Origin of the sequence: Streptomyces changchenzhani (assembly GCF_039766235.1) — a bacterium.
Taxonomy (GTDB): Bacteria; Actinomycetota; Actinomycetes; order Streptomycetales; family Streptomycetaceae; genus Streptomyces.
In genome coordinates, this window is sequence record NZ_JBDHNH010000013.1 from 94,326 (window position 1) to 121,218 (window position 26,893).

Annotated in this window: 5 protein-coding genes; 1 reads left to right on the top strand and 4 read right to left on the bottom strand. The window is 70.8% G+C overall.

The features are described 5' to 3' along the window. Positions 1-355 precede the first annotated feature (355 nt). A complete protein-coding gene (locus tag ABCR94_RS32970) occupies positions 356-1,795 on the top strand; it encodes a long-chain-fatty-acid--CoA ligase (protein WP_347124491.1) in 1,440 nt (479 codons plus the stop codon). Between the two features lie 49 nt (positions 1,796-1,844). Here ABCR94_RS32970 and ABCR94_RS32975 read toward each other — a convergent pair whose 3' ends face one another. From ABCR94_RS32975 to ABCR94_RS32990, 4 genes are all read right to left on the bottom strand, one after another. After that, entirely contained in the window at positions 1,845-2,279 is a 435-nt protein-coding gene (locus ABCR94_RS32975) for a hypothetical protein (protein ID WP_347124493.1), read from the bottom strand. Then, positions 2,276-3,358 (bottom strand): flavin-containing monooxygenase, encoded by a 1,083-nt coding sequence (locus tag ABCR94_RS32980; protein ID WP_347124494.1) that lies wholly within the window; start codon positions 3,356-3,358, stop codon positions 2,276-2,278. The genes ABCR94_RS32975 and ABCR94_RS32980 overlap by 4 nt, the downstream gene beginning before the upstream one ends. A gap of 212 nt (positions 3,359-3,570) precedes the next feature. Beyond that, the gene (locus ABCR94_RS32985; RefSeq protein WP_347124496.1) at positions 3,571-16,827 is read right to left on the bottom strand and encodes a non-ribosomal peptide synthetase/type I polyketide synthase; all 13,257 of its coding nucleotides are present in this window, start codon (positions 16,825-16,827) and stop codon (positions 3,571-3,573) included. Between the two features lie 133 nt (positions 16,828-16,960). Next, the gene (locus tag ABCR94_RS32990) at positions 16,961-26,365 is read right to left on the bottom strand and encodes a type I polyketide synthase (RefSeq protein ID WP_521978394.1); all 9,405 of its coding nucleotides are present in this window, start codon (positions 26,363-26,365) and stop codon (positions 16,961-16,963) included. Between the last annotated feature and the right edge of the window lie 528 nt (positions 26,366-26,893).

Genomic DNA, 26,893 nt, shown 5'->3' on the forward strand with positions numbered 1-26,893 from the left:
GCGGGTGACGGCGTGGTGCCGTCACCCGCCACCAGAGCCGGCTCCGCCATCGGGGCCGGCTCTGCGCGTGGGCGGACCCACCCCCCTTGACCCGCTGTTCCGGCCCTCTTAGGTTCGGGCGCGGAACAGGGAGTGAGTTCGCTGCTTCCGAAGGCTGCGCTTCTGCACGCGTGGCAGCCGCGGTTCGACGCTGGGCACCTTCTGACTGCGCACCTCTAAGGGGCCGCACCATGAAGAGCACGATGCAGGACCGTGAGCTGCTGGTCCGCGACATCCTCGCGCACGGGCAACGCGTCTACGGGGACAGCCGGGTGAGCGGGTCGCCACACTGGCCTGGAACACCCCCGAGCACCTGGTGGCATATCTCGCCGTACCGAGCATGGGCGCGGTCCTGCACACCCTCAACCTCCGGCTCCACCGCGACCAGTTGGGCTACGTCGTCGAGCACGCCGAGGACGCCTTCCTCCTGGTCGACGCGACCCTGCTGGACATGCTCGCACCCCTGCGGGACCGGTTGGGCAGCGTACGCCACGTGGTCGTCATGGGCGGCGAGCCGGAGGTGGACCTGCCCGGGCACATCGCCGTGCACCGCTGGGACGAGTTGCTGGCGGCCGAGCAGCCCGGCTTCGTCTGGCCCGACCTGGACGAGCGGGAAGCAGCGGCGCTCTGCTACACGACCGGCACCACCGGCAACCCCAAGGGCGTGGCCTACAGTCACCGCTCGATCTCCCTGCACACGCTCGGCGTCTCGGCCTGCGCCGGTTTCGCGATGCACGACGGCGATCGCGTCCTGCCGATCGTGCCGATGTTCCACGCCAACGCCTGGGGCTGGCCGTACGCCGCCTGGCTGGCGGGCGCCGATCTGATCATGAACGGGCGGCTGCTGCACACCCCGGACCTGGCCCGGATCATCAACGAGGAGCAGCCCACCGCGGTGGCCGCGATCTGCACGATCTGGAACAGCCTGGTGCACCACGGCGAGCAGCACCCGCTGGACCTGAGCAGGGTACGGCTCGCGGGCTGCGGCGGCGCGACCCCGCCGCGCGCCCTGCTCCAGCAGCTCAAGGACCGTTACGGGGTCCGCCTGAAGCAGGGCTGGGGGCTGACCGAGACCAGCCCCCTGGCCACCTTCGCGGTCCCCCCGCACGGCACCCCGGACGAGGACGAGGTCGACTGGCTGGCCAAGAGCGGCCGCGTGATGCCCTACGTCCAGGTGCGGCTGATCGCGGAGGACGGCAACGAGCAGCCGTGGGACGGAACCTCGGTGGGTGAACTGGAGCTGCGCGGCCCGTGGGTCACCGGGTCGTACTTCAACACCGAGGACTCCCCGGAGAAGTTCCACGACGGCTGGCTGCGCACCGGCGACCTGGGAGTGATCGAGCCGGGTGGCTGGGTGGTGGTCAGTGACCGGCTCAAGGACGGCATCAAGAGCGGCGGCGAGTGGATCTCCACCATCGAGCTGGAGAACGCGATCATCGAGCACCCCGCGGTGCTGGAGGCGATCGTGGTCGGTGTGCCCGACCCGCGCTGGGAGGAACGCCCGCTGGCCTGCGTGTCGTTGGTGCCGGGCGCCGAGATCGGCGGGGACGAGCTGCGGGAGTTCCTGACCGGGCGGGTGGCACGCTGGTGGGTGCCGGAGCGGTGGTCGTTCGTGGACGCGGTGCCCAAGACCAGTGTCGGCAAGTATGACAAGCGGTCGGTGCGGACGTTGTACGGGGAAGGAGCGCTGGACGTCTGGGTCCCGCGTGATCCCGACGCACAGGTGCCCACGGAGTCCGGGCAGCCTCAGGAGTGAACGGCGGTGCGGCGCCCCGCATCACCCGGAGCGCCGCCTCCCGTACGCCTCAGGCCGCCATCCGGTGCGCCGCCTCGACCAGCAACTCCCGTTGTTGGTCGGGTCCGAGGCCCAGCTCCCGTACCAGCCGGAGGGTGAGCACCAGCCGGGCCTGGATCGTTGTCTGGGGATCCAGGTGCTCACCGCCGGGCGCCGTGCCCCCGTGCAGGCCGTCGGCGACCAGACGTTCGAGGAACGCCGGGTCGAAGTCCTCTGCGCCGACGTCCAGCGAGCCGAGGAAGTCCGCGACGTAACCGCTGATCTCCTGCGGTGTCGCGCCCTGTGGGAAGCGGCGGCGGGCCGCGAGCTCGAAGGAGGCGCCTACCGCCTGCCCGTAGTGCGGGTCGGTGGGGTCGAGGGCGGCGGATTTCTGTGCGAACCCGATGAAGTCGAACGCCAACAGCGCGCCCAGCACGTCGAGTTCGGTGGAAGTGACGCTGGTCATGACGGCTCGCCTTCTGCCGTGGGAGAAGCGGTCGTGGTGCCGTGGGCGGCAGCGGTGATCGCTGCCGCGACGCGTTCGGCGTCCCGGCCGACGAAGCCGATCAGCGCCGAGCCGCGGGTACGCATCCGGTACAGCCCCAGGTAGTGGCTGCCGGGCAGCGCGCCCGTGCCCTCGGTGTGCCGGGGCTGCCCGGCGTCGTCGAGCATCTGCGGGTCGAGCCAGCTCCAGTCGGTGCGGTAGCCGGTGGCCCAGATCACGGTGGACGCCTTGAGGCGCTCGCCGCCCGCGACCAGCAGCTCGGCGCCCTCGGCCGAGGTGATCCGGCCCACCGTCCGGATTCGGCCCACCGCGACCAGCTCGGGCACCCGGTCGCCGACGATCGGGTCGGGTGCCTGCATGTTCACCGGCAGGCTCATCACACCGAGGACGCTCATCCACCAGAACATGTCCCGTCCGAGGACGGTCTGCGGCAGGGGCGGCGAGACGCTGTCGCTGCAACTGAGCACCACACTGTGGGTCTTGGCCAGCTCTCCGGCTATCTGCCGACCGGAGTTGCCGTCGCCGACGATCACCACAGTGCCCGGCGGCACCTGGGTGGGACCGCGGTAGTCGCTGGTGTGCAGGGTGGGCACGTCCGGACTCAGCTCGGCGGCGAACTCCGGAACCCGGGGCGCGCCGAACGCTCCGGTCGCGATCACGACCTGGTCGGCGCGGTAGTCGCCGTGCGTGGTGGTCAGCAGATAGCCGTCACCGTCCCTGCGCAGCGACAGCACCCGGTGGTCGGTCAGCACCGGGAGGTGGAACCGCTCGGAGTAGTCGCGCAGATACGCCACGACCTCGTCCTTGCCGGGGTAGTGCGCACCATGGCCGGGGAAGGGCAGGCCCGGCAGCCCGGAGAACTGCGCGGACGTGAACAGTGTCAGCGAGTCCCAGCGCCGCTGCCAGGTCTCGCCGACCTCGCTCCCCGCGTCGAGCACCACACACCGTACGCCGGCCTGGCGCAGGTGGTACCCGGCAGCGAGTCCGGACTGGCCCGCTCCGATGACGGCGACCGGCACGGTGGCCGGCAACGCGCTCATCGGCTCGCTCCGACGCCGGCCGACGTCGGCCGGTGGCCGACGGCCCTGGTCCGCTCCTCGGCGGGTGTGACGCGTGTCGGCCGCCGCTTCGGGTCGGCCTGATCTCTTCGCATACCGAATGTCCTCACTTCTTGGACCTGGACCCCCGGACCCGCACGACCAATCCGGGGCGGATGGCCGGGCCGCCTTCGATGCGGCCCGGCCGGTTCGGGTCAGTTGGTGTCGAGGGCCCGGCGCAGCTCACCGGCCAGGATGCGCAGCCGCTCGCCGCGCATCACCGTGTAGTGGTCGCCGGGTACGTCGACGAGGGCGGCGCACCCGGGGAAGTACTCCATCCAGCGGGACGCGGTCTCGACCGTCGCGCCACCGTCCGCGGCCCGCAGCGACACCACCCGCCCGGCGAAGCTGCTGGGCGCGTAGCGCAGGAGGGCCCGGTAGTTGTTCTGGAACCGGCCGACGATGCAGCTCAGCGTGTCGAGGTCGATGTCGTCGGACAACGCCCCCGCGGCACGGGCCTCTGTGTGCAGCACCTGCACCGGCGGGCGGCCGTCGAACGCCTCGGGCGGCAGCTCCCAGTCCAATCCGACCAGACCCGCCAGGTCCCGGGCGAACCAAGACAGCAGCACCTCTTCGGAGACGGGTGCGCCCTCGGCCGGTCCGGGCTGCTCCATCAGGTCGATCACGGCCAGCAGATCCACCTCGGCGCCCGCCGCGGTGAGCTGGGCCGCCATCTCCAGGGCGATCATCCCGCCCATCGACCAGCCGCCGAGCCGGTACGGGCCGTCGGGCAGTTCCTCGCGGACCGCCGCGGCGTAGTGGGCGGCCATGTCCTCGACGCTGAACAGTTCCGTGTCCGGCAGCTGAAGCGCGTAGAACGGCTGGTCGTCGCCGAGGAGTTCGGCGAGTTCCGCGTAGCAGAGCACGTCACCGCCGACCGGGTGGACGAACACCAGCGGCGTCCGCGAGCCGGTGGTGCGTACGGGTACCAGCGCCCTGCGGCCGTCCTCGTCGCTTCCGGCCTCCCGGACCGCCTGGGCGAGCAGTTCGATGGTCGGCCGGGCGAAGAGGCTGGACAGCGGCAGGCTGCGGCCCAGACCGCGGGCGATCCTCGCCATCAGCCGCACCGCGAGCAGTGAGTCCCCGCCGAGTTCGAAGAAGCTCGCGGTCACCCCGATCTCGGTCACGCCGAAGAACTCCGCCCAGATCTCCGCGAGCCGGCGTTCCACGTCGTCGCGGGGCGCGACGAAGCCGGCGCCTTCGACCGCGACCTCGTCGGGTGCAGGCAGTGCCGCCCGGTTGACCTTCCCGTTGTCGCTGAGCGGCAGTTCGTCCAGGACGAGGATGCGCTGCGGAACCAGATGCTGCGGGACCACCTGGCGCAGCGCCCTGGTGATCCGCTGCTCGGTGTCGTCGCGCCCGTCGTCGAGAACGACGTAGGCGATCAGCCGCTTTGGCCCGTGCTGTTCGCCCGCAGCGACGACCGCGGCGGTCCGTACCCCCTCGCACTGGGTGAGAGCGGCTTCCACCTCGCCCAGTTCGATGCGGTAGCCCTGGATCTTGACCTGGGAGTCCTGCCGGCCGAGGAATTCGATGGTGCCGTCCGGCAGGAAGCGTCCCAGGTCGCCGGTGCGGTAGAGGCGTTCACCGGTGATCGGGTGGTGCAGGAAGGCGGCGCGGGTCTTGGCCTCGTCGTTCAGGTAGCCGCGGGCCAGACCGACCCCGGCGATGTAGAGGTCGCCCGGCACCCACACGGGGCAGGGCCGCATCGCGCTGTCGAGCACGTGGAAGCGCTGGTTACGCATCGCCTTGCCGTAGGGGATGCTCACGCAGTCGTCCTGGACCTCCCCGATGGGGTGCAGGATCGACCAGATCGACGCCTCGGTGGCGCCGCCGAGGCTCCACAGCTCGGCGTCCGGCAGCAGCAGCCGGATCCGGCCGGGCAGTGTCACCGGGATCCAGTCCCCGCTCATCATGACCAGCCGCAGCGGCAGCCCGGTGAGGCCGTTCGCGAGGGCGTGTTCGGCGAACATCTCCATCAGCGCGGGCACGCTGTTCCAGATGGTCACCCCGTGCTCGGTGACAAGTTCCGCCCAGCGGGCGGGTTCGCGGTGCGCGGCCGGTTCCGGCAGGACGAGGGCGCCGCCCACCGACAGCAGTCCGAAGACGTCGTAGACCGACAGGTCGAAGTGCATCGCGGACAGTCCGAGGGCCCGGTCCGCCGCGGTGACGCAGTAGCGCTCGTTGACGTCGATCACCGTGTTCAGGGCCGCGCCGTGCTCGATCATCACGCCCTTGGGCAGCCCGGTGGAGCCCGAGGTGAAGATCACGTAAGCGAGGTCGGTGGGCTTGGCGCCGGACGGGCCGAGCGGGAGCTCCTCGCCCGCCTCGCCCTCTTCGTCCGCCCGCACCACGGTCCTGGCTACGCCCTGCGGCCAGTCGGCCGCGTCGTCCACCCACGGCTGGGTGACGACGCGGCTGATCCCGGCGCTGTCCAGCAGCATGTGCAGCCGCTCGGCGGGCACCCGGGCGTCGATCGGGACGTACGCCGCCCCGGCCCGCAGGATGCCGAGGGCCGCGACGACCTGCTCCCAGCCCTTGTCCATGACGATCGCCACCAGGTCGCCGGGGCCGGCTCCCTGAGCACGCAGCCGGTGGCCCACCTGGTTGGACCTGCGGTCGAGGTCCGAGTACGGCAGGGTCAGCGCCTGCGAGATCACCGCGGGCGCGTCGGGTGTGGCTTCGGCCTGGGCGAGAACCGCGTCGTGAAGCAGCCCGTCGGGCACGGGCCCGTCGGTGGCATTGGCCGCGGCCCGTACGTCCAGGTCGGCGGCCGGTGTGAGGGCGGGCCTGGGCCGCTGCCAGGCCGCCGGGTCGCGGGACAGGTCGTGCAGCATCCGCAGATAGGCGGCGAACATGGCGTCGACGCAGCCCGCGGGGAACAGTTCCTCGATCACGTCCCAGTTCAGGACGAGTTCACCGGCCTCCTCGACCGCCTGGTGGTCCAGCCACACCTGCGGAGTGCGGACCGAGCTGCTCACCTGGCGGCCGTTCTCACCGATCCCGGCCAGGTACTGCACGACTCCGCGCTGCTCGGAGTCCTGCTGGCCCGCGAAGTTCACCAGGCTGGTGAAGACGACCGGCGCGGCGGCCCGCACCGAGGCGCCGCGGGCCCGGTTCAGCTCCCTGAGCACCTGCACACCGCTGACTTGGCTGTGCTCCATGTCGGTCCACAACTGGCGCTGGACGTCGGTGGCGCGGGCGGCGAACGCGGTGCCGCCCGAGTCGCGGATTTCCAGCATCAGGGTGGTGGAGAAGTTGCCGATGACGTCGCCGACCTGCGGATGCAGCGGCAGCCGGTTGAAGAACAGCAGGTTCAGTGAGAAGTCGGGAGTGGCGCTCCACTCCGCGATCACCTGCGAGTACGCGGTGCACAGGGCAGCGGAGGCGCTGACCCCGGCTGTCGCCGCGTGCTTTTTGAACCGGGCCCAGTCCTCCTCCGACAGGGTCGCGCCACGGTGGTTGAACACCGGCCGGTCCACGCTCGACGGGCTGACGGCCAGCGGCAGTTGGGGCGCGGGCGGCAGGGTGTCGAGCCGGTCCCGCCAGTAGGCGAGCGCCCGGTCGTACTCGGTCCCGCCCTCCAGGGCGCGGACCTGCTGAACATAGTCCCGGTAGCGCAGCCGCAGTTCGGGCAGCGTTTCACCGCGGTAGTGCGCGGCCCACTCCTTGAACAGGATCGACGTGCTGAAACCGTCGATGATCAGGGCGTCGAAGCCGACGTGCAGCCGTATCACCCGGTCGTCGATCCGGGTCACCCGCACGTCGAACAGCGGCCAGCGGGTGGTGTCGAAGACCTGGTGCCGCATCTCCTCGTGGACGGCGGTCAGTGCGGCTTCGCGCTCGGCCGGGCCCAGGGCGGAAACGTCGGTCTCACGGATCACGTAGGCCGGGACATCGCGCTGTACGCGCTGCTCGCCCTCGGCGGTGAAGACCGCGCGCAGCATGTCGTGGCGTTCGATCATTGCCCGCAAGGACATGCCGAGCCGGTCCAGGTCCACGTTCTCCAGGTCGATCTCGATCTGGAAGTAGGTGGAGGTGTTGCCGAGTTCGAAGGCGTCGCCGCGGCCTACGAGGTACGCCTGCTGGAGGTCGGTCAGGCCGAACGGCTCGTAGCGTTCCGCGTCGTCCCCCGGTGCCGTGGTGGCTTCGCCGTCGGCTTGCGGGGTCTCCGCTTCGACTCCGGCGCCGAGGGCAGCGAGTACGTCCTTGGCGATGTCATCGGCGCTGCGGCCGGCGAGGAACGCCGTCATCGGCAGCAGGACGTCGAACTCCCGGTTCAGCGTCGTCCGTATCTTCATCGCGATCAGTGAGTCCAGGCCGAGCGCCTGCAACGACTGCCAGGCGTCGAACCGGGCCGCCGCGGTGCCCAGCGCCTGGGCGACGGTCCGGGTCACGAAGGCCCGCACCGCCTCGGGTGTCACGGCGGGTGTTGCCTCCGGCGCGTCGGCCGGGGGCGGGGCGGGAGCCGTCGGGACCGCGGCTCGCCGACGTGGTTCGGGCACCACCGCGGGTGCGTGTACAGCCGCGGGCCGGGTCAGGGCGGGGGCGAAGCGTACGCCGTCGGCCTCGGCGACCAGCCGGCCGCGTGCGGTAACGAGTCGGATGCGTGCCAGGGCGCCGCCGTCGAACAGTTCGGCGTGACATCGGAGCCCGTCCTGGGGGCCGCCGCGGTGATAGTGGACGAAGCGGTCGAGACCGACCGGCACGAGGGCCGGGTCGTCCGTGGGGAAGCAGGCCAGCGCGGTCTGGAACATCGCGTCGACCAGCCCGGGGTGCATCAGGTAGGGCTCTGCCTCGCCGGGCATGCCAGGCCGGATCTCGGCGGTGGCCTCGCCCCGGCCGAGCCTGATCCGCTCCACCCAGCGGGCGGCGGAGCCCAGATACATCGCGCGCTGCCACAGCAGCCGGTACAGCTCGTCGCCGGTCAGCTCGAGGCCCGACCCGACTGGTGCGAGCGTCACGGTGGGGGCGGCCGACGCGCCCGACTGGGCCCGGCCGCGCGCGTGCAGCTGCCAACCGCCGGTCGAGTCCTGGGCGTAGTAGCGGAACTGGCCCTCATCCAGGATGAGTTGGGCGGCGCGTCCGGCAACAGCCGTCGACCGTTCGGCGCCGCCCGGTTCGAGCACCAGGTCGACGGGCAGTTCCAGGTCTTCGACGGTCACTGATCCCGGCCCGGCGAGTTCGGTGACCGCCTCGATCAACGACTCCACGAACACCCCGGCGCTGACCACCGGCCGCCCGCCGACCACGAAGTCGCCGAGGCAGAGGTGTGCTACCGGGTCGAGCCGCGGGGCGAACTGCGCCTGCGCGAGTGGCGAAGACGGCAGTCGTACACCCAACAGGCCCATCGTTTCAGCAGATTGTTCTGCCGGCCGCGGCGAGCTGTGCGGGGCGGCGGCGGGTTGGGGTGTGAGCCAGTAGTGCTGGCGTTGGAAGGGGTAGGAGGGTAGTTCGATGGTGTGGGCGTGGTAGGGCGTGAGGAGGGTGGGCCAGTCGATGGTGACGCCGTGGAACCATGCTTCGGCGGCGGACTGGATGAAGCGTTCCAGGCCACCGGTGTTGCGTTGGAGTGTTCCGATGACGGCGCCGGTTCTGCCCGGAGTCTCCAGTGTCTCCAGTGTTTCGGAGATGCCGGAGACGAGTACGGGATGTGCGCTGACTTCTATGAACACGACTGTGGGGGCTGCCAGTTGTGTGATGACTTCCGCGAGTCGTACTTTGCTGCGCAGGTTCCGGAACCAGTAGTCCGCGTTGAGTTCGCTGGTGTCCAGTACGCCACCGGTGACGGTGGAGTGGAACGTTATCCGGCCTGTGTGGGGGGTGACGTCCTGCAGTTCGTGCGCGAGGGTGTCGCGGATCTCGTCGACGTGCGGGGAGTGGGAGGCGTAGTCGACCGGGATGCGGCGGGCCCAGACGTCCGATGCTTCGCAGTGGGTGAGTAGTTCGTCCAGGGCGTCGGGTTGCCCGGCGACCACGGTCGAGGAGGGGCCGTTGACGGCGGCGATGGAGATCTGTCCGGACCATGGGGTGAGGAGTTGTTCTGTCTGTGATTGCGGGATGCCCAGCCAGGCCATGCCGCCGCCGCCGGAGAGCACTCGTAGTGCCTTGGATCGCAGGGCGACGATCTGGGCGCCGTCTTCCAGTGAGAGGCCGCCGGCGACGACCGCGGCTGCGATCTCGCCTTGTGAGTGGCCCACGACCGCGGTCGGGTTCACACCGCTGGCACGCCACAGTGCGGCCAGGCCGAGCATCATGGCCCAGGAGGCGGGCTGGACCACGTCGACCCGGTCCAGGCCCGGTGCGTTGTCCTCGCCGCGCAGGACTGCCGTCAGTGACCAGTCGACGAACGGCGCCAAGGCTGTCTCGCATTCGCTGATCGCGTGGGCGAACACCGGCGAGGAGTCCAGCAGCCCCACCGCCATGCCCGCCCACTGCGACCCCTGCCCCGAAAACACGAACACGACAGGAGCCCCTGACACGCGGCCCGGCTTCGCACCCGAGACAGCCGCAGTCTCGCCGTCGATCTGGTGGGAGGCCAGTGCGTCCAGGCCGGCGAGCAGCCCTTCGCGTCCGTCCGTTCTGTCCGTGCTGGGGATCACCACGGCGCGGGATTCGAAGGCGGAGCGTCCGGTGGCCAGGGAGAACGCCACATCGGCTGGGGTGAGTTGGGGCCGTGCTCGTACGTATTCGGCCAGTCGGCCGGCGGCCTGGGCCAGTGCGTCCGCCGAGCGCGCCGACACCAGCCACGGCAGGGTTGCCCCGTCCAGGCGGATTGTGTCGTCCGGTGTTTCCGGGGTGATCTGTGGTTCCTGTGCCGTGTCATTGGCTGACGGCTCGGTGGGGGGTTCCGCGAGGATGATGTGGGCGTTGGTGCCGCTGATGCCGAACGACGACACGCCGGCCCGGCGGACCCTGTCCACCTCAGCGGGCCACGGACATCGTTCGGTGAGTACTTCGACGGCGCCTGCGGTCCAGTCGACCAGCTCGCTGGGCTTGTTGACGTTCAGGGAGGCGGGCAGTTCGCCGTGGCGCAGGGCCATCACCATTTTGATGATGCCGCCGACGCCGGCTGCTGCCTGTGCGTGTCCGAGGTTGGATTTCAGTGAGCCCAGCAGGAGGGGTCGGTTGTTGCGTTCGCTGCCGTAGGTGGCGAGGAGGGCCTGTGCTTCGATCGGGTCGCCGAGTACGGTGCCGGTGCCGTGGGCCTCGACCGCGTCGACACCGGCGAAGGATATTCCGGCGTCCTGGAGGGCTGCCCGGATCACTCGTTCCTGGGCGGGGCCGCTGGGTGCGGTCAGTCCGTTGGAGGCGCCGTCCTGGTTGACCGCTGTGCCGGCGACGACGGCCAGTACGGGGTGGCCCAGTCGCTGGGCGTCCGAGAGCCGTTCGACCACGAGGACGCCTGCGCCTTCGGCCCAGGCGGTGCCGTCGGCGTCCGCGGAGAACGACTTGCACCGGCCGTCGGTGGCGAGTCCCCGCTGGCGCGAGAACTCCACGAAGATGCCTGGTGTCGACATCACTGTCACGCCGCCGGCGAGGGCGAGTGAGCATTCCCCGGACCGCAGGGCGTGGACCGCCAGATGCAGCGCGACCAGCGACGACGAACACGCTGTGTCCACCGTCAGTGCCGGACCCTGCAACCCCAACGTGTAAGCCACCCGGCCGGTGGCGACGCTGCCGGCGGTGCCGGTCAGGAAGTGGCCCTCGGCCTCCTCCGGTAGCCGTCCGCCACCGCCGTAGTCGTGGTACATCACCCCGGCGTACACCCCGGTGTCGCTGCCGTGCAGCGATCCGGGCGTGATTCCGGCCTGCTCCAGGGCCTCCCACGACACCTCCAGCAGCAGCCGCTGCTGCGGGTCCATCGCCAGCGCCTCACGCGGCGAGATCCCGAAGAAGGCTGGGTCGAACTCGGCGGCCTCGTGAAGGAATCCGCCGTTGCGTACGTAGGACGTGCCGGAGTGGTCCGGGTCGGGGTGGTAGAGGCCGTCGAGGTCCCAGCCCCGGTCGGCCGGGAAATCGGAGATCACATCGCGCTGCTGGGCGACGACCTGCCACAGCGCCTCGGGCGAGTCCACCCCGCCCGGGAAACGGCACCCCATGCCGACGATCACGATCGGATCATCGTCCGTACGCGGTGCGACGGCGGTGACAGGCTGTGGGGTGGCACTCTCGGCACGTTCCCGCGCGAGCGCGAGCGTGAAGTCGACGACGGCGGCCGGTGTGGGGTGGTCGAAGACGAGGGTGGCCGGAAGACGCAGGCCGGTGGCGGAGTTGAGGCGGTTGCGCAGCTGCACCGCGAGCAGCGAGTCGATGCCGAAGCTCTTGAACGGTTGGTCCGGGTCGATCCCGTTCGCCGAGTCGCGGGCGATGACCGCGGCGAGCTGGGTGAGTACGAGGTCGAGCAGTAGGCGGCGGGCCTCCTCCTCGGACATCCGGCCGAGCCTGCGGCGCAGGCCGGACTCGCCGGGGCGCCGCTGCGGGACCCGCACCAGCGAGCGCAGCACCGGGGACAGGGTCCCGGTGAGCGCGTCGGAGCGCAGCGCGGCCAAGTCAAGGCGGGCCGGTACGAGCATCGGGTGGTCGTCGGCGAGCGCCCGGTCGAGGAGTTCGAGGCCCTGTTCGGTGGAGAGCGGGGCGACGCCGCGGGTCGAGAGGGTGTCGTCATCCAAGTGCCCGGTGAGGCCGGTGCGTTCGGCCCACAGGCCCCAGGCGAGCGAGGTCGCCGGGCGACCGGTGGCCCGGCGGCGGGCGGCGAGCGCGTCGAGGAAGACGTTGCCCGCGGCGTAGTTGGCCTGGCCCGGGTTGCCGAGCACGCCCGCCACCGAGGAGAACAGAATGAAGGCCGTGAGGTCCTGGTCCGCGGTCAATTCGTCGAGGTGTGCGGCGGCGTCCACTTTGGGCCGCAGCACGGTGGCGAGCTGGTCCGCGGTCAGCGACCCGATCACGCCGTCGTCGAGTACCCCCGCGGTGTGGACGACGGCGGTGAGCCGTATGCCGGCCAGTAACTGCGCGAGCGCTTCGCGGTCGGCGGCGTCACAGGCGGCGAGGATGACCTCGGCGCCCAACTCGGTGAGTTCGGCGGCCAGTTCCGCGGCGCCCGGCGCGTCGGGGCCGCGACGACTGACCAGCAACAGACGGCGAGCACCGTGCTCGGCGACCAGGTGCCGCGCGACAGACGCGCCGAGCACCCCGGTTCCGCCGGTGATGAGTACGGCGCCGTCCGGGTCGAGCCGGGCGGCGCCTACCAGGTCGGCGACGGCGGTGTGCCGGACCAGCCGAGGGACGAGGATCGTGCCTGCCCGCAGGGCGAGCTGGGGCTCGGTGAGTACTGCCCCGGGCACGGTATCGGCGTGGTTCGCCTCATTCGAGTCCAACAGCGCGAAACGGTCGGGGTGTTCGGACTGTGCGGTCCTGATCAGGCCCCACACGGTCGCCTGGGCGGGGTTCTTGACCTCGGGGCCGACGGCGCCGTCGGTCAGCACCACCAGCCGGGAGCCCGTGAAGCGGGCATCGGCCAGCCACTCCTGGGCCAGGCTGAGCGCCCAACTCGCCGCCTGGTGTGCGTTCTTGGCGAGGCCGGCTCCTGTGTTGTCGGAGTCCTGCGATGCGACCGGACATCGTACGGCGACCACCTCCGGTACGGGGTCCGGGACGTCCGCCAGGTCCGCGACCAGGCACACGTCGACGTCGGCCGTGGCGGCCGGGACCGGCTGCCACTCCAGCCGGAACAGTGAGTCGGCTCCGCGTCCGGCGGCCAGGTCGGCGGTGAACGGCCGCATCGTGACGGCCTCCGCGGACAGCACGGGCTTTCCCACGCTGTCGGTGACGCGCAGGGTCACCCCGTCCTCGCCCCTCGGGCTGAGCCACACCCGCAGGGCGTCCACGCCCTCGGTGTAACGGGTGACGCCGGACCATGAGAAGGGCAGGACGGTACCGCCGTCCTCGCGGAGCAGGCCGACCGCGTGCAAGGCCGCGTCCAGCACTGCCGGGTGCAGCCCGAAGGAGGTGGCGTCCAGCTCGGCGGGCAGGCTTACCTCGGCGTAGACGTCGCGGCCGGTGCGCCAGGCGGCGCGCAGGCCCTGGAAGGCGGGGCCGTAGTCGTAGCCTGCTTCCGCGAGGGTGTCGTAGCGGGTCTCGACGTCGATCTCGTGGGCGCCTGGCGGTGGCCACTCGACGAGGTCGAAGTCTGCGGTGTCGTCGTCGATGTAGAACAGTGCCGCGGCGTGCCGCGTCCACGGGTCACCCGGGTCGGCGTCCTGCGGCCGGGAGTGCACGGTCAGCTCCCGCTGCCCGTTCGCGGTCGGCGGTTCGACGGTCACACGAAGTTGTACGGCTTCGTCGGGTGGGAGCACCAGTGGTGTCTGGAGGGTGAGTTCGGCTAGCCGTCGCCAGCCCACCCGGGCGCCCACGGCCATCGTGAGTTCGAGGAACGCGGTGCCGGGCAGCAGTACGGTGCCGTGCACGGCGTGATCGGCGAGCCACGGCTGCGTGTCGAGGGCGAGCCGCCCCGTGTACACCAGCCGGTCCTCCTCGACGAGTTCGACCACGGCGCCCAGCAGCGGGTGCCCGGCCGAGGTCAGACCGAGTCCGCGGGCGTCGGTCGCGGCGGGTTGGGGTGTGAGCCAGTAGTGCTGGCGTTGGAAGGGGTAGGAGGGTAGTTCGATGGTGTGGGCGTGGTAGGGCGTGAGGAGGGTGGGCCAGTCGATGGTGACGCCGTGGAACCATGCTTCGGCGGCGGACTGGACGAAGCGTTCCAGGCTGCCTGTGTTGCGTTGGAGCGTTCCGACGACGGCGCCGGTACTGCCTGGAGTCTTCAGTGTCTCCAGTGTCTCCAGTGTTTCGGAGATGCCGGAGACGAGTACGGGATGTGCGCTGACTTCTATGAACACGACTGTGGGGGCTGCCAGTTGTGTGATGACTTCCGCGAGTCGTACTTTGCTGCGCAGGTTCCGGAACCAGTAGTCCGCGTTGAGTTCGCTGGTGTCCAGTACGCCACCGGTGACGGTGGAGTGGAACGTTATCCGGCCTGTGTGGGGGGTGACGTCCTGCAGTTCGTGCGCGAGGGTGTCGCGGATCTCGTCGACGTGCGGGGAGTGGGAGGCGTAGTCGACCGGGATGCGGCGGGCCCAGACGTCCGATGCTTCGCAGTGGGTGAGTAGTTCGTCCAGGGCGTCGGGTTGCCCGGCGACCACGGTCGAGGAGGGGCCGTTGACGGCGGCGATGGAGATCTGTCCGGACCATGGGGTGAGGAGTTGTTCTGTCTGTGATTGCGGGATGCCCAGCCAGGCCATGCCGCCGCCGCCGGAGAGCACTCGTAGTGCCTTGGATCGCAGGGCGACGATCTGGGCGCCGTCTTCCAGTGAGAGGCCGCCGGCGACGACCGCGGCTGCGATCTCGCCTTGTGAGTGGCCCACGACCGCGGTCGGGTTCACACCGCTGGCACGCCACAGTGCGGCCAGGCCGAGCATCATGGCCCAGGAGGCGGGCTGGACCACGTCGACCCGGTCCAGGCCCGGTGCGTTGTCCTCGCCGCGCAGGACTGCCGTCAGTGACCAGTCGACGAACGGCGCCAAGGCTGTCTCGCATTCGCTGATCGCGTGGGCGAACACCGGCGAGGAGTCCAGCAGCCCCACCGCCATGCCCGCCCACTGCGACCCCTGCCCCGGAAACACGAACACGACCCGGGAAGGGGGCACACCGTTCTCGCCGTCGACCTGGTGGGAGGCCAGTGCGTCGAGGCCGGTGAGCAGCCCTTCGTGTCCGTCTGTGCTGGGGATCACCACGGCGCGGGATTCGAAGGCGGAGCGTCCGGTGGCCAGGGAGAACGCCACATCGGCTGGGGTGAGTTGGGGCCGTGCTCGTACGTATTCGGCCAGTCGGCCGGCGGCCTGGGCCAGTGCGTCCGCCGAGCGCGCCGACACCAGCCACGGCAGGGTTGCCCCGTCCAGGCGGATTGTGTCGTCGGGTGTTTCCGGGGTCGTCTGTGGTTTCTGTGCGGTGTTTTTGGCTGACGGTTCGGTGGGGGGTTCTGCGAGGATGATGTGGGCGTTGGTGCCGCTGATGCCGAACGACGACACGCCGGCCCGGCGGATTCTGTCCTCCGCAGGGGGCCACGGACATCGTTCGGTGAGTACTTCGACGGCGCCTGCGGTCCAGTCGATCAGCTCGCTGGGTTTGTTGACGTTCAGGGAGGCGGGCAGTTCGCCGTGGCGCAGGGCCATCACCATTTTGATGATGCCGCCGACGCCGGCTGCTGCCTGTGCGTGTCCGAGGTTGGATTTCAGTGAGCCCAGCAGGAGGGGTCGGTTGTTGCGTTCGCTGCCGTAGGTGGCGAGGAGGGCCTGTGCTTCGATCGGGTCGCCGAGTACGGTGCCGGTGCCGTGGGCCTCGACCGCGTCGACACCGGCGAAGGATATTCCGGCGTCCTGGAGGGCTGCCCGGATCACTCGTTCCTGGGCGGGGCCGTTGGGTGCGGTCAGTCCGTTGGAGGCGCCGTCCTGGTTGACCGCTGTGCCGGCGACGACGGCCAGTACGGGGTGGCCCAGTCGCTGGGCGTCCGAGAGCCGTTCGACCACGAGGACGCCTGCGCCTTCGGCCCAGGCGGTGCCGTCGGCGTCCGCGGAGAACGACTTGCACCGGCCGTCGGTGGCGAGTCCTCGCTGACGTGAGAACTCCACGAAGATGCCTGGTGTCGACATCACTGTCACGCCGCCGGCGAGGGCGAGTGAGCATTCCCCGGACCGCAGGGCGTGGACCGCCAGGTGCAGTGCGACCAGCGATGACGAACACGCTGTGTCCACCGTCAGTGCCGGACCCTGCAACCCCAGCGTGTAAGCCACCCGGCCCGACGCCACACTCGACGTCGTCCCCGTCAACCCGAACCCGGCGGCACCCGCACGCGCCTCACCCAGACGCGGACCGTACTCCTGGGCGATCGCTCCCAGGAACACGCCCGTTGACGTGCCGTGCAGCGATCCGGGCGTGATTCCGGCCTGCTCCAGGGCCTCCCACGACACCTCCAGCAGCAGCCGCTGCTGCGGGTCCATCGCCAGCGCCTCACGCGGCGAGATCCCGAAGAAGGCTGGGTCGAACTCGGCGGCCTCGTGAAGGAATCCGCCGTTGCGTACGTAGGACGTGCCGGAGTGGTCCGGGTCGGGGTGGTAGAGGCCGTCGAGGTCCCAGCCCCGGTCGGCCGGGAAATCGGAGATCACATCGCGCTGCTGGGCGACGACCTGCCACAGCGCCTCGGGCGAGTCCACCCCGCCCGGGAAACGGCACCCCATGCCGACGATCACGATCGGATCGTTGGTGCCCGCCTCCAGTTCGCGGACCCGCTGACGGGACTGGTGGAGGTCGACGGTGAGGCGCTTCAGGTATCCGACCAGTTTGTCATTGTCTGTTGTTGTCATGGTAATGATGCCCCCGTAGGCGTCGTGAAGCTGTACGTACGCTCGGTCTCCGGGCCCGTGCGACGTGCGTGAGCGTGCCGCGCGCGGCGAACGTGATGAGCAGGTTGAGGGTCCGGGCGATGCGGAAGTGGGGTCAGAGTTCGGAGTCGATGAACGAGAGGAGTTCGTTGACCGACGCCGACTGGACCCGTGCGGTCAGATCGATGTCGTCGGCCTGGGCCCGCTGAGCCGGTACACGGGCCAGCAGTGCCTGGAGTCGTTGGACGATCTCGGCTCTGGTGTCGTCCTGGGTGTTGTCCGGCAGTTCGGCAAGTGCCGCTTCCAACCGGTCGAGTTCGATCAGGCCCGGTATGGCCGTCGTGGCGGTCTGCGCGTCGGTGGAGCTGACGGATTCCGTGTCGGCCGGGGCCAGTTCGGTGTGTAGGTGGGCCACGACCGCCAGGGGCGTCGGGTAGTTGAAGAGGAAGGTGGCGGGCAGCCGCAGATCTGCGCTGGTCTGCAGCCTGTTGCGCAGTTCAACGAGGGTGAGCGAGTCGCAGCCCATGTCCTTGAAGGGCCGGTCGGCGGCAATGCCGGCCGCGGAGGACTGCCCCAGTACGGCGGCGGTCTGCACCCGGACGAGATCCAGCAGCAGTTCCTCCTGCTCGGCCGGGCTCAGCGCGGCGAGCCGGTCGTGCAGGGTCTCGGTCCTCGGGGTCGCGGCGGTGGCCGGCGCCTGGGCCGGTCGCGGTGCGGTCGGGGCCAGGTCCCTTAGCACGGTGGGCAGTTGCGGTTCGAGCGAGCCGAGCGCGGCACGGTCGAAGGGCGCGGGCACGAGCACGGCGGTGTCCCCGCGCAGCGCCGCGTCGAGCAGGGCCAGGCCCTCCGCCCGGCCGATGGGCGCGAGGCCGGTTCTGGCGATCCGTCCCCGGTCGGCTTCGGACAGGGCGCCCGCCATTCCGGTGGCGCCTGGCCTTCCCGCGGTGTCCGCCCACATCCCCCAGGCCAGGGAAAGCGCGGGGAGGCGATGTGCCTTGCGGTGCTGGGCCAGGGCGTCCAGGTAGGCGTTGGCGGCGGCGTAGTTGCCCTGGCCGGCGCCGCCGATGACACCCATGACGGAGGAGAAAAGGACGAACGCCGCGAGGTCCTGGTCCACGGTCAGTTCGTGCAGGTTACGGGCCGCGGTGGCCTTGGCGGCGAGCACCGTGTCGAGGCGTTCGGGGGTGAGCGCAGTGATCACGCCGTCGTCGAGTACCCCCGCGGTGTGGACGACGGCGGTGAGCCGTATGCCGGTCAGTAACTGCGCGAGCGCGTCGCGGTCGGCGGTGTCACAGGCGGCGAGGATGACCTCGGCGCCCAACTCGGTGAGTTCGGCGGCCAGTTCCGCGGCGCCCGGCGCGTCGGGGCCGCGACGACTGACCAGCAACAGACGGCGAGCACCGTGCTCGGCGACCAGGTGCCGCGCGACCAGTCCGCCGAGGGCACCGGTGGCACCGGTGACCAGGACCGTACCGTCCGGGTCCAGGACCGCGGGCAAGGTGAGGACGACCTTGCCGATGTGCCGGGCCTGGCTGACGTAGCGGAACGCCTCCGGTGCCCGGCGGACATCCCACGTGCTGAGCGGCAGCGGGGTCAGAGTCCCCGACGACAGCAACCGCAGGACAGCCGTGAGCAGTTCGGCGATCCGCTCGGTCGGTTCCTGGAGCAGGTCGAAGAAGCGGTAGTCCACCCCGGGGTGGTCGGCCGCGACCAGCCCCGGGTCGCGCAGATCGGTCTTGCCCATCTCGACGAAGCGACCACCGCGCGGCAGCAACCTCAGGGAGGCGTCCACGAACTCACCGGCGAGGGAGTTCAGTACGACGTCCATGCCGCGGCCCTCGGTGGCCGCGCCGAACGCGGTCTCGAAGTCCGGGGTGCGGGACGACGCCAGGTTCGCCCCGCCCAGGCCGAAGGCACGCAGGGCGTCCCATTTGCCGGGGCCCGCCGTACCGTAGACCTCCGCCCCCAGATGCCGAGCCAGTTGGACGGCGGCCATACCGACGCCGCCCGCGGCGGCGTGGATCAGGACGCGCTCGCCCGCGGCCAGGCCGGCGAGGTCGACCAGGGCGTGGTAGGCGGTCAGGAACACGATGGGCGCGGACGCCGCCTGAGCGTACGTCCAGTCGGCGGGCATGGCGGCGACCCGCCGCTGGTCGGCGACGGCCACCGGGCCGAACGCCCCGGAGAACAGGCCCATGACCCGGTCGCCGACGCCGAGACCGGTGACGCCGGGCCCGACCTCGGTGACCACACCGGCTCCTTCGAGGCCGAGCAGACCGGGGTCACCGGGGTAGAGACCGAGGGTGTTCAGTACGTCGCGGAAGTTGACGCCCGCGGCGCGCACCGCGATGCGTATCTCGCCGTTCCCCAGCGGGGCCAGGGCCTCCGGGCAGGGTTCGAGCGCCAGGTGGTCCAGGGTCCCGCGGTCGCGTACCCCCAGCCGCCAGGCGGTCACCCCGGCAGGGAGACCCAGGGCACTGTCAGCCGTCGCCCGGCCGAGCCTGGGCACCAGCAACGCCCCGTCCCGTCCCGCGAGTTGCGGCTCCGCACCGATCAGCGGCAGTGCGGTACGGCAGTCGGCCGCCGACTCCACGTCGAGCAGCCCGACCCGCCCGGGGTTCTCGGTCTGCGCCGAGCGCGCCAGACCCCATACGGCCGCGCCGTCGGGGTCCACGTCGGCGTCCGGTGCGGTGGCCACGGCTGCCCGGGTGACGAGCACCAGCTGGGAGTCGGCGAGCCGGTCGTCGGCCAGCCATGCCTGGAGCAGAGCCAGTGCGCGGTGCACAGGGGGGTGGATGCCGGCCGTCGGACCGTCCGCGAGGTCCGCGAGCGGGGCGAAGACCACCGCGGGGGCGGGAAGCCCCGCGTCGACGGCCTGGCCCAGGGCCGCGAGGTCGGCGTACTGCGGGCCGACGCCCAGGTCGGCGGAGCCTAATGCGGCGGCCGACGGGGACGGGGCATGGTCCGCCGGGGCAGGTTTCCAGTCCAGGCGGTGGAGGGACGGCGGGACGGCCACGTCATCGCTGACAGGGCGCAGGACCAGCTCCTCGACCTCGGCGATCACCGCGAGGGACTCGTCCAGGAGGGTCAGCGACACCGCGTCCGGTCCGGTGGCGGAGATCAGGGCGCGGGCGGTACTGGCGCCGGGCTGGTGGATGGTCACGCCGCGCCAGGAGAAGGGCAGCAGACGGCGGTTGCCGTCGTCCAGTGCGGTCATGACGATCGGGTGCAGGGCCGCGTCAAGCAGCGCCGGGTGCAGCCCGTAGGAGGCGGCGTCGGTGACGGACGGCGGCAGGGCGACCTCGGCGAGCAGATCCGCGCCGTTCCGCCACGCGGCGCGCAGGCCCCGGAAGACCGGGCCGTAGGCGTAGCCCGCGGCGGCCAGTTCGTCGTAGCAGCCGTCAATGGGCAGGGGCTCGGCCTCGGCCTCGGCGGCGTACCGGCCCGCGGCGGTTGCGGGGGCTCCGTCGTGTGGGGCGAGGGTGCCGGTGGCGTGCAGGGTCCACGGCTCGGTGGCGCCGTCCGGCGTCTCGGTGCGGGCGTGCACGGTCAGCGCACGCTGTCCGTCGTCGCCGGGTGCGGCCACGACGGCCTGTACCTGGGCGCGGCCTTCTTCGGGGATCACCAGGGGGGCGATCAGGGTGAGTTCGGAGACACGCGGCGTACCGGTCTGCGTTCCCGCGTGGGCGGCGAGTTCGAGGAAGGCGGTGCCGGGCAGCAGGACCGAGCCGAGGACGGCGTGGTCGACGAGCCAGGGGTGGGTGCGGCGGCCGAGCCGGGCGGTCAGCACGGCCTGCCCGGATTCGGCGAGTTCAACGGCGGGGCCGAGCAGTGGGTGACCGGCCGGTCCTACGGTGCCGTGCGCGGTCAGCCAGTAGCGCTCCCGCTGGAAGGCGTACGTGGGCAGGCCGGGCGTCCGCCCCGGGCCGAACACGGCGTGCCAGTCCGGGCTTCGGCCGCGGATGTGCAGTGCGCCGAGTGCGGCGGCCAGGGCGCGGCACTCGGACCGGCCGCGGCGCAGCACCGGGACGAACGCCAGCGCGTCGTCGTTCAGACAGTCCTGGCCCAGTGCCGACAGCACACCGTCCGGGCCGAGTTCGAGGAAGGTCCGCATCCCGAGGTCGTGGAGTGCGGCCAGACCGTCGGACATCCGTACTTCCCGGCGCACTTGCTGGACCCAGTAGTCGGTGGTGACGTCGACAGGTCGGCCGGTGACGGTGGACACCATGGTGATGCGCGGTTCCGCGTATCGGATTCCCGCGGTGACGGCGGCGAAAGCGTCGAGCATCCCGTCCATGCGGTGGGAGTGGAAGGCGTGACTGACGGTGAGTCGGCGCGTCTTGCGACCGGCGGCGGCGAACGTGGCAGCGACCTGTTCCACGGCCTCGACGTCGCCTGAGACGACGACGGCCGTGGGGCCGTTGACGGCGGCGATGCTCACCTCGTGCTCGCGGCCCTCCAGCAGTGCGCGGACCTCGCCGTGCGACGCCTGGACGGCCATCATCGCGCCGCCGGGCGGCAGGGCCTGCATGAGCCGACCGCGCGCGGTGACCAGGGCACAGACGTCGGGCAGGGTGAGGATCCCGGCGACGTGGGCGGCGGCGAACTCGCCGATGGAGTGGCCGAGTACGGCGTCCGGTGCCAGGCCCCGGTGCTCCAGCAGCCGGAACAGCGCGATCTGGAGGGCGAGGAGAGCGCTCTGGGTGTTCTCGGTCCGGTCGAGTGCCTCGGCGTCGTGGAACATCACCTCGCGGATCGGTGGAGTGCCGGGCACGGAGTTGCGGCAGGCGTCGAGTTCGCCGCACACCGCGTCGAGGGCGGCGGCGAAGACCGGCTCAGTCTCGTACAACTCGCGCCCCATGCCGACGTGTTGGCTGCCCTGCCCGGTGAAGAGGTAGGCGAGGCCGTCGTCGGGGTGCGCCATGCCCAGGGTCAGGGCGGAGTGCGGTTCGCCGCGGCCGAGCGCGGCCAGCGCCTCTACGGCCTCCCTGCGGTCCTCGGCGGTGACGGCCGCGCGGTGGTCGAGGGCGGTACGGGTGGTGGCCAGGGCGCGGCCGAGGTCACGGTTGGACACCCCGTCGAGGGCGTCCAGCGCGTCGACGAGTGCGGTGCCCTGGGCGCGCAGCGCCGGCTCGGTACGGCCGGACAGCACCCACAAGGGAGCGGAGACGCCGTCCCCGGGGTCGGTCCCGGGTATGAGCGGCTCGGTGGGGGGTTCCGCGAGGATGATGTGGGCGTTGGTGCCGCTGATGCCGAATGACGAGACGCCGGCCCGGCGGACCCTGTCCACCTCAGCGGGCCACGGACATCGTTCGGTGAGTATTTCGACGGCGCCTGTGGTCCAGTCGACCAGCTCGCTGGGCTTGTTGACGTTCAGGGAGGCGGGCAGTTCGCTGTGGCGCAGGGCCATCACCATTTTGATGATGCCGCCGACGCCGGCTGCTGCCTGTGCGTGTCCGAGGTTGGATTTCAGTGAGCCCAGCAGCAGGGGTCGGTTGTTGCGTTCGCTGCCGTAGGTGGCGAGGAGGGCCTGTGCTTCGATCGGGTCGCCGAGTACGGTGCCGGTGCCGTGGGCCTCGACCGCGTCGACATGGGCGAAGGATATTCCGGCGTCGTGCAGGGCTGCCCGGATCACTTGTTCCTGGGCGGGGCCGCTGGGTGCGGTCAGTCCGTTGGAGGCGCCGTCCTGGTTGACGGCTGTGCCGGCGATCATGGCCAGGACGGGGTGGCCCAGTCGTCGGGCGTCCGAGAGTCGTTCGACCACGAGGATGCCCGCGCCTTCGGCCCAGGCGGTGCCGTCGGCGTCCGCGGAGAACGACTTGCACCGGCCGTCGGTGGCGAGTCCCCGCTGGCGCGAGAACTCGACGAAGATGCCTGGTGTCGACATCACTGTCACGCCGCCGGCGAGGGCGAGTGAGCATTCCCCGGACCGCAGGGCGTGGACCGCCAGATGCAGCGCGACCAGCGACGACGAACACGCTGTGTCCACCGTCAGTGCCGGACCCTGCAACCCCAGCGTGTAAGCCACCCGGCCCGACGCCACACTCGACGTCGTCCCCGTCAACCCGAACCCGGCGGCACCCGCACGCGCCTCACCCAGACGCGGACCGTACTCCTGGGCCATGACACCGGCGAACACCCCTGTCTGGGTGCCGCGCAGGGAGTCCGGGGCGATTCCGGCCCGTTCCAGGGCCTCCCAGCACACTTCGAGGAAGGCGCGCTGCTGCGGGTCCATCGCCAGCGCCTCACGCGGCGAGATCCCGAACAGTTCGGCGTCGAACTCCGCGGCGCCTTCGAGGAAGCCACCGTTGCGTACGTAGGACGTGCCGGAGTGGTCCGGGTCGGGGTGGTAGAGACCGTCGAGGTCCCAGCCCCGGTCGGCCGGGAAATCGGAGATCACATCGCGCTGCTGGGCGACGACCTGCCACAGCGCCTCGGGCGAGTCCACCCCGCCCGGGAAACGGCACCCCATGCCGACGATCACGACGGGGTCGTCCTGATCGGGACGCGCCTCGGGGACCGCCGAGTCATGCTGCGCGTCGGCGAGCAGCGCGGCCAGTTGGGCGGGGCTCGGGTGGTCGTACACCACCGTGGTGGGGAGTTTGCGCCCGGTGGCGGTGACGAGCCGGTTGCGCAGCATGACGACCATCGCCGAGTCGATGCCCAGCTCCTTGAACGTCCGCCGTGCCTCGATCTCGGCGGCGGAGTCGTAGCCGAGAACGGCGGCGGTGTGCGCCCGTACCAGCTCCAGGGCGGCCTGGCCGGTCAGCGAGCGGTTCTGCTCGGCCTCGTGTCCGTCCGCGGTGTCCTCCGGGAGCGCCGCGGCCTGCGGCGTCGGCGCGGTGCCGGCCGACGGCAGGGCCCGGGCGGCCTCGGGCTGCTCGGAGATCCAGTGGCGGCGCCGCTGGAAGGCGTATGTCGGCAGCTCGGCGCGGGTGGTGTCGGCGGGCAGCAGGGTGGACCAGTCCACCTCTGCGCCATGGCAGAACGCCTCGCCGAATGCGAGCAGCAGCCGCTGCGGGCCGCCCTCCCCGCGGCGCAGCGTGCACAGGGCGGCGACCGGCAGGTCCGCGGCCTCCGCGGTCTGCTGGACGGCGAGCGCCAGCACGGGGTGCGGGCTCATCTCGATGAACAGCTCGTGTCCCGCGTCGAGCAGTGCCCGTACGGCGGGCTCGAACTGCACGGGTTCCCGCAGGTTGCGGTACCAGTAGTCGACGTCCAGCTCGGAGCCGGCCAGGACTGTGGCGGTCACGGTGGAGTGCAGCGGCACGCTCCCGGTGCGCGGTGCGATCCCGGCGAGGTCCGCCAGCAGCGTGTCGCGTACGGCGTCGACGTGCGGGCTGTGCGAGGCGTAGGCGACCGGGACGCGCCGGGTACGGACGTCCTCGCCGTACTGCGCGGCCAGAGCGTCCAGGGCGGCCATGTCACCGGCCACCACGGTCATGCCGGGCGAGTTGACGGCGGCCACGCTCAACTGCGGATATGCGGAGAGGCCGTCGCGTAGCCGGTCGGCGGGCAGCGAAACGGTGAGCATGCCGCCGCCGCGCCCGGCCAGCGCGCCGAGGGCGGCGCTTCGTACGGCGATCAGCCGGGCCGCGTCGTCCAGGGTGAGGGCGCCGCTGACGGTGGCGGCGGCGATCTCACCCTGTGAGTGACCGACAACCGCGGCCGGTTCGACACCTACCGCCCGCCACAGTGCGGCCAGCCCGACCATGACGGCCCACAGGGCGGGTTGCACGACGTCGTCGCGATCGAGGGCGGGCGCGCCGGGGCGTCCGCGCAGCACATCGGTGAGTGACCAGTCGCGATACGGGCGCAGCGCACGCTCGCAGTCCTCCATGACCTTGGCGAAGACGGGCGCGCTGTCGAGGAGTTCCGCGGCCATGCCGACCCACTGTGAGCCCTGGCCGGGGAAGACGAACACCGCCTCGCGGACGGCTTGGTGGCTGCTGCCCTCGACCGCGGCCTGGGTGACCCGGGCGTCGGCGACCGCGTCCAGAGCGGTGAGCAGGTCGTTCTGGTCGGCGCCGACCAGAACAGCTCGGTGGGTGAAGGCGGTGCGGTCGTGAGCGAGGGCCCGGGCGATCTCGGCGGCACCGAAATCCTGGTGTGCGGCGAGGTGTTCGCGCAGACGCGCAGCCTGGGCGCGCAACGCTTTGTCACCGCGTCCGGACAGCACCCAGGCGACAGAATCGCATTCGTCCGATTCTTTTGGCTGTGCTGGCTGGCTCTCGACGGTCACGGCGGCGTCGCCGGGGTACTCGCTGAGCACCAGATGACAGTTGGTGCCCCCCATTCCAACCGATGTCACACCCGCGACGAGCGGCCCGTCGGGATTCGGCCACAGCTCGGTTTTGATGACGGCGGCGAGCCGCAGATTGGCGAAAGGTATCTGCGGATTGGGGGTAAGGTAGTTCAGGGTTGGGACGAGTTCTCGCTCTTTTATGCAGAGAATAGTCTTGACGAGTCCCGCTATGCCTGAGGCCCCTTCGAGGTGCCCGATGTTCGTCTTGACGGAGCCAATCCTGAGTGGATTACCCGGAGTGCGGGACGAGGCGAAAACAGTGCCCAGAGCTGACGCTTCAATGGGGTCGCCGACCAGGGTTCCCGATCCGTGTATTTCGACGTACTGCGCTTGTTCCAGCGGTATTCGCGCGTTGTCCCAGGCGTCGCGTATGACGCGTTCCTGGGCTTTTCCATTGGGAGTGGGAAGGGTGTCGCTTGCTCCGTCGCTGCCGATGGCACCACCGTGCAGCAGGCAGTGGATGCGGTCCCCGTCGGCCAAGGCCCGGCTGAGGAGTTTCAGCGCCACCAGACCGCCGCCCTCACCCCGGACATAGCCGTTCGCCCGGGCATCGAGTGCGAAACATCGATTGTCGGGCGAGAGGCTGCCGAAGGCTGCCAGGGCGTGGGTGCTCTCGGGTGCGAGGTTGAGGTTGACGCCGCCGGCCAGCGCCACGACGGACTCGCCGCGGCGCAGGCTCTCGCAGGCCAGATGCACCGCGACCAGCGACGACGACTGTGCGGTGTCGACCACCATGCTGGGGCCCTGCAGGCCGAGGACGTAGGAGACCCGGTTGGCGATTATGCCGCGGTGTAACCCGGTCACCGTGTGCGCGGAGGTGGCGCCGGGTCCGGCCGCGTGGGTGAGGGTCGTGTAGTCGTCGGCGATCGCGCCGACGAAGACGCCGGTGGCGGTGTCGGCGAGTGTGGCCGGGACGATGCCGGCGTCCTCCAGCCCCTCCCAGGCGAGTTCGAGTATGAGCCGCTGCTGCGGGTCCATCGCGGCGGCTTCGCGTGGGGAAATGCCGAAGAACTCGGCATCGAAGGTGTCGACGTGGGACAGAAAACCGCCAGGGCGCGGAGACCCATCGCTCAAAGCGGCAAGGTGTGCTCGATCCGCAGGTGGCTCTGCTATGGTGCTGCGGCCGTTCCTGAGGAGATCCCAGAATTCGGCGGGGCTCGCCCCGCCGGGGAAGCGGCAGGAGAGTCCGACGACGGCAACTGTCCGGTTGTCGATCTGATCGGGTGCCTGTTGCGGCTGTCCATCCCGGACGGGCTGTTCCAGGTTTTCCGCTGCGTCGCCTGACGGGCTTCGTGGTGCGCTGTCTGATGGCGGTGCTGCCGCCTTAATTCGGGCATGGCGAATCATGGTTTCGCTTGCTCCCCCCGTGAAGCACAATCAACGGCGTTGCCGACTCGGCGGCCCAGCCTGATTCATTTGGACCCTAGCATCGAGTCGGAAATCCGTAAACCAATTGCCATGGCTGCGAGTTGGAAAGGAATCCAATATTCCGGGTAATCGAAGGGATCTTCGTCCTCGCAACCGTCTTGTTAACCACGCGGAAACAGCACGTACTTGTGGTGGCTGGTTGACGACGGTCCCATGGCCTGCCCTTTCGCGCTGCGGGACGCAGGTGTCGGGCCCCCGGGTCGGGCGACAGGAGGGCGGAAGTCATGCCGGGCCAGAACGCCGGAAGCCCCGGGGCCACGGAGAGGCCGACGGGGCGGGCGTTCGTGGGCTCGCGGTTCACGGGACAGGCCGTGG

Excerpts from the sequence above, each read along its gene's own strand:
- ABCR94_RS32975 (WP_347124493.1), bottom strand. The coding sequence starts at position 2,279 with ATGACCAGCGTCACTTCCACCGAACTCGACGTGCTGGGCGCGCTGTTG.
- ABCR94_RS32980 (WP_347124494.1), bottom strand. The coding sequence starts at position 3,358 with ATGAGCGCGTTGCCGGCCACCGTGCCGGTCGCCGTCATCGGAGCGGGC.
- ABCR94_RS32985 (WP_347124496.1), bottom strand. The coding sequence starts at position 16,827 with ATGACAACAACAGACAATGACAAACTGGTCGGATACCTGAAGCGCCTC.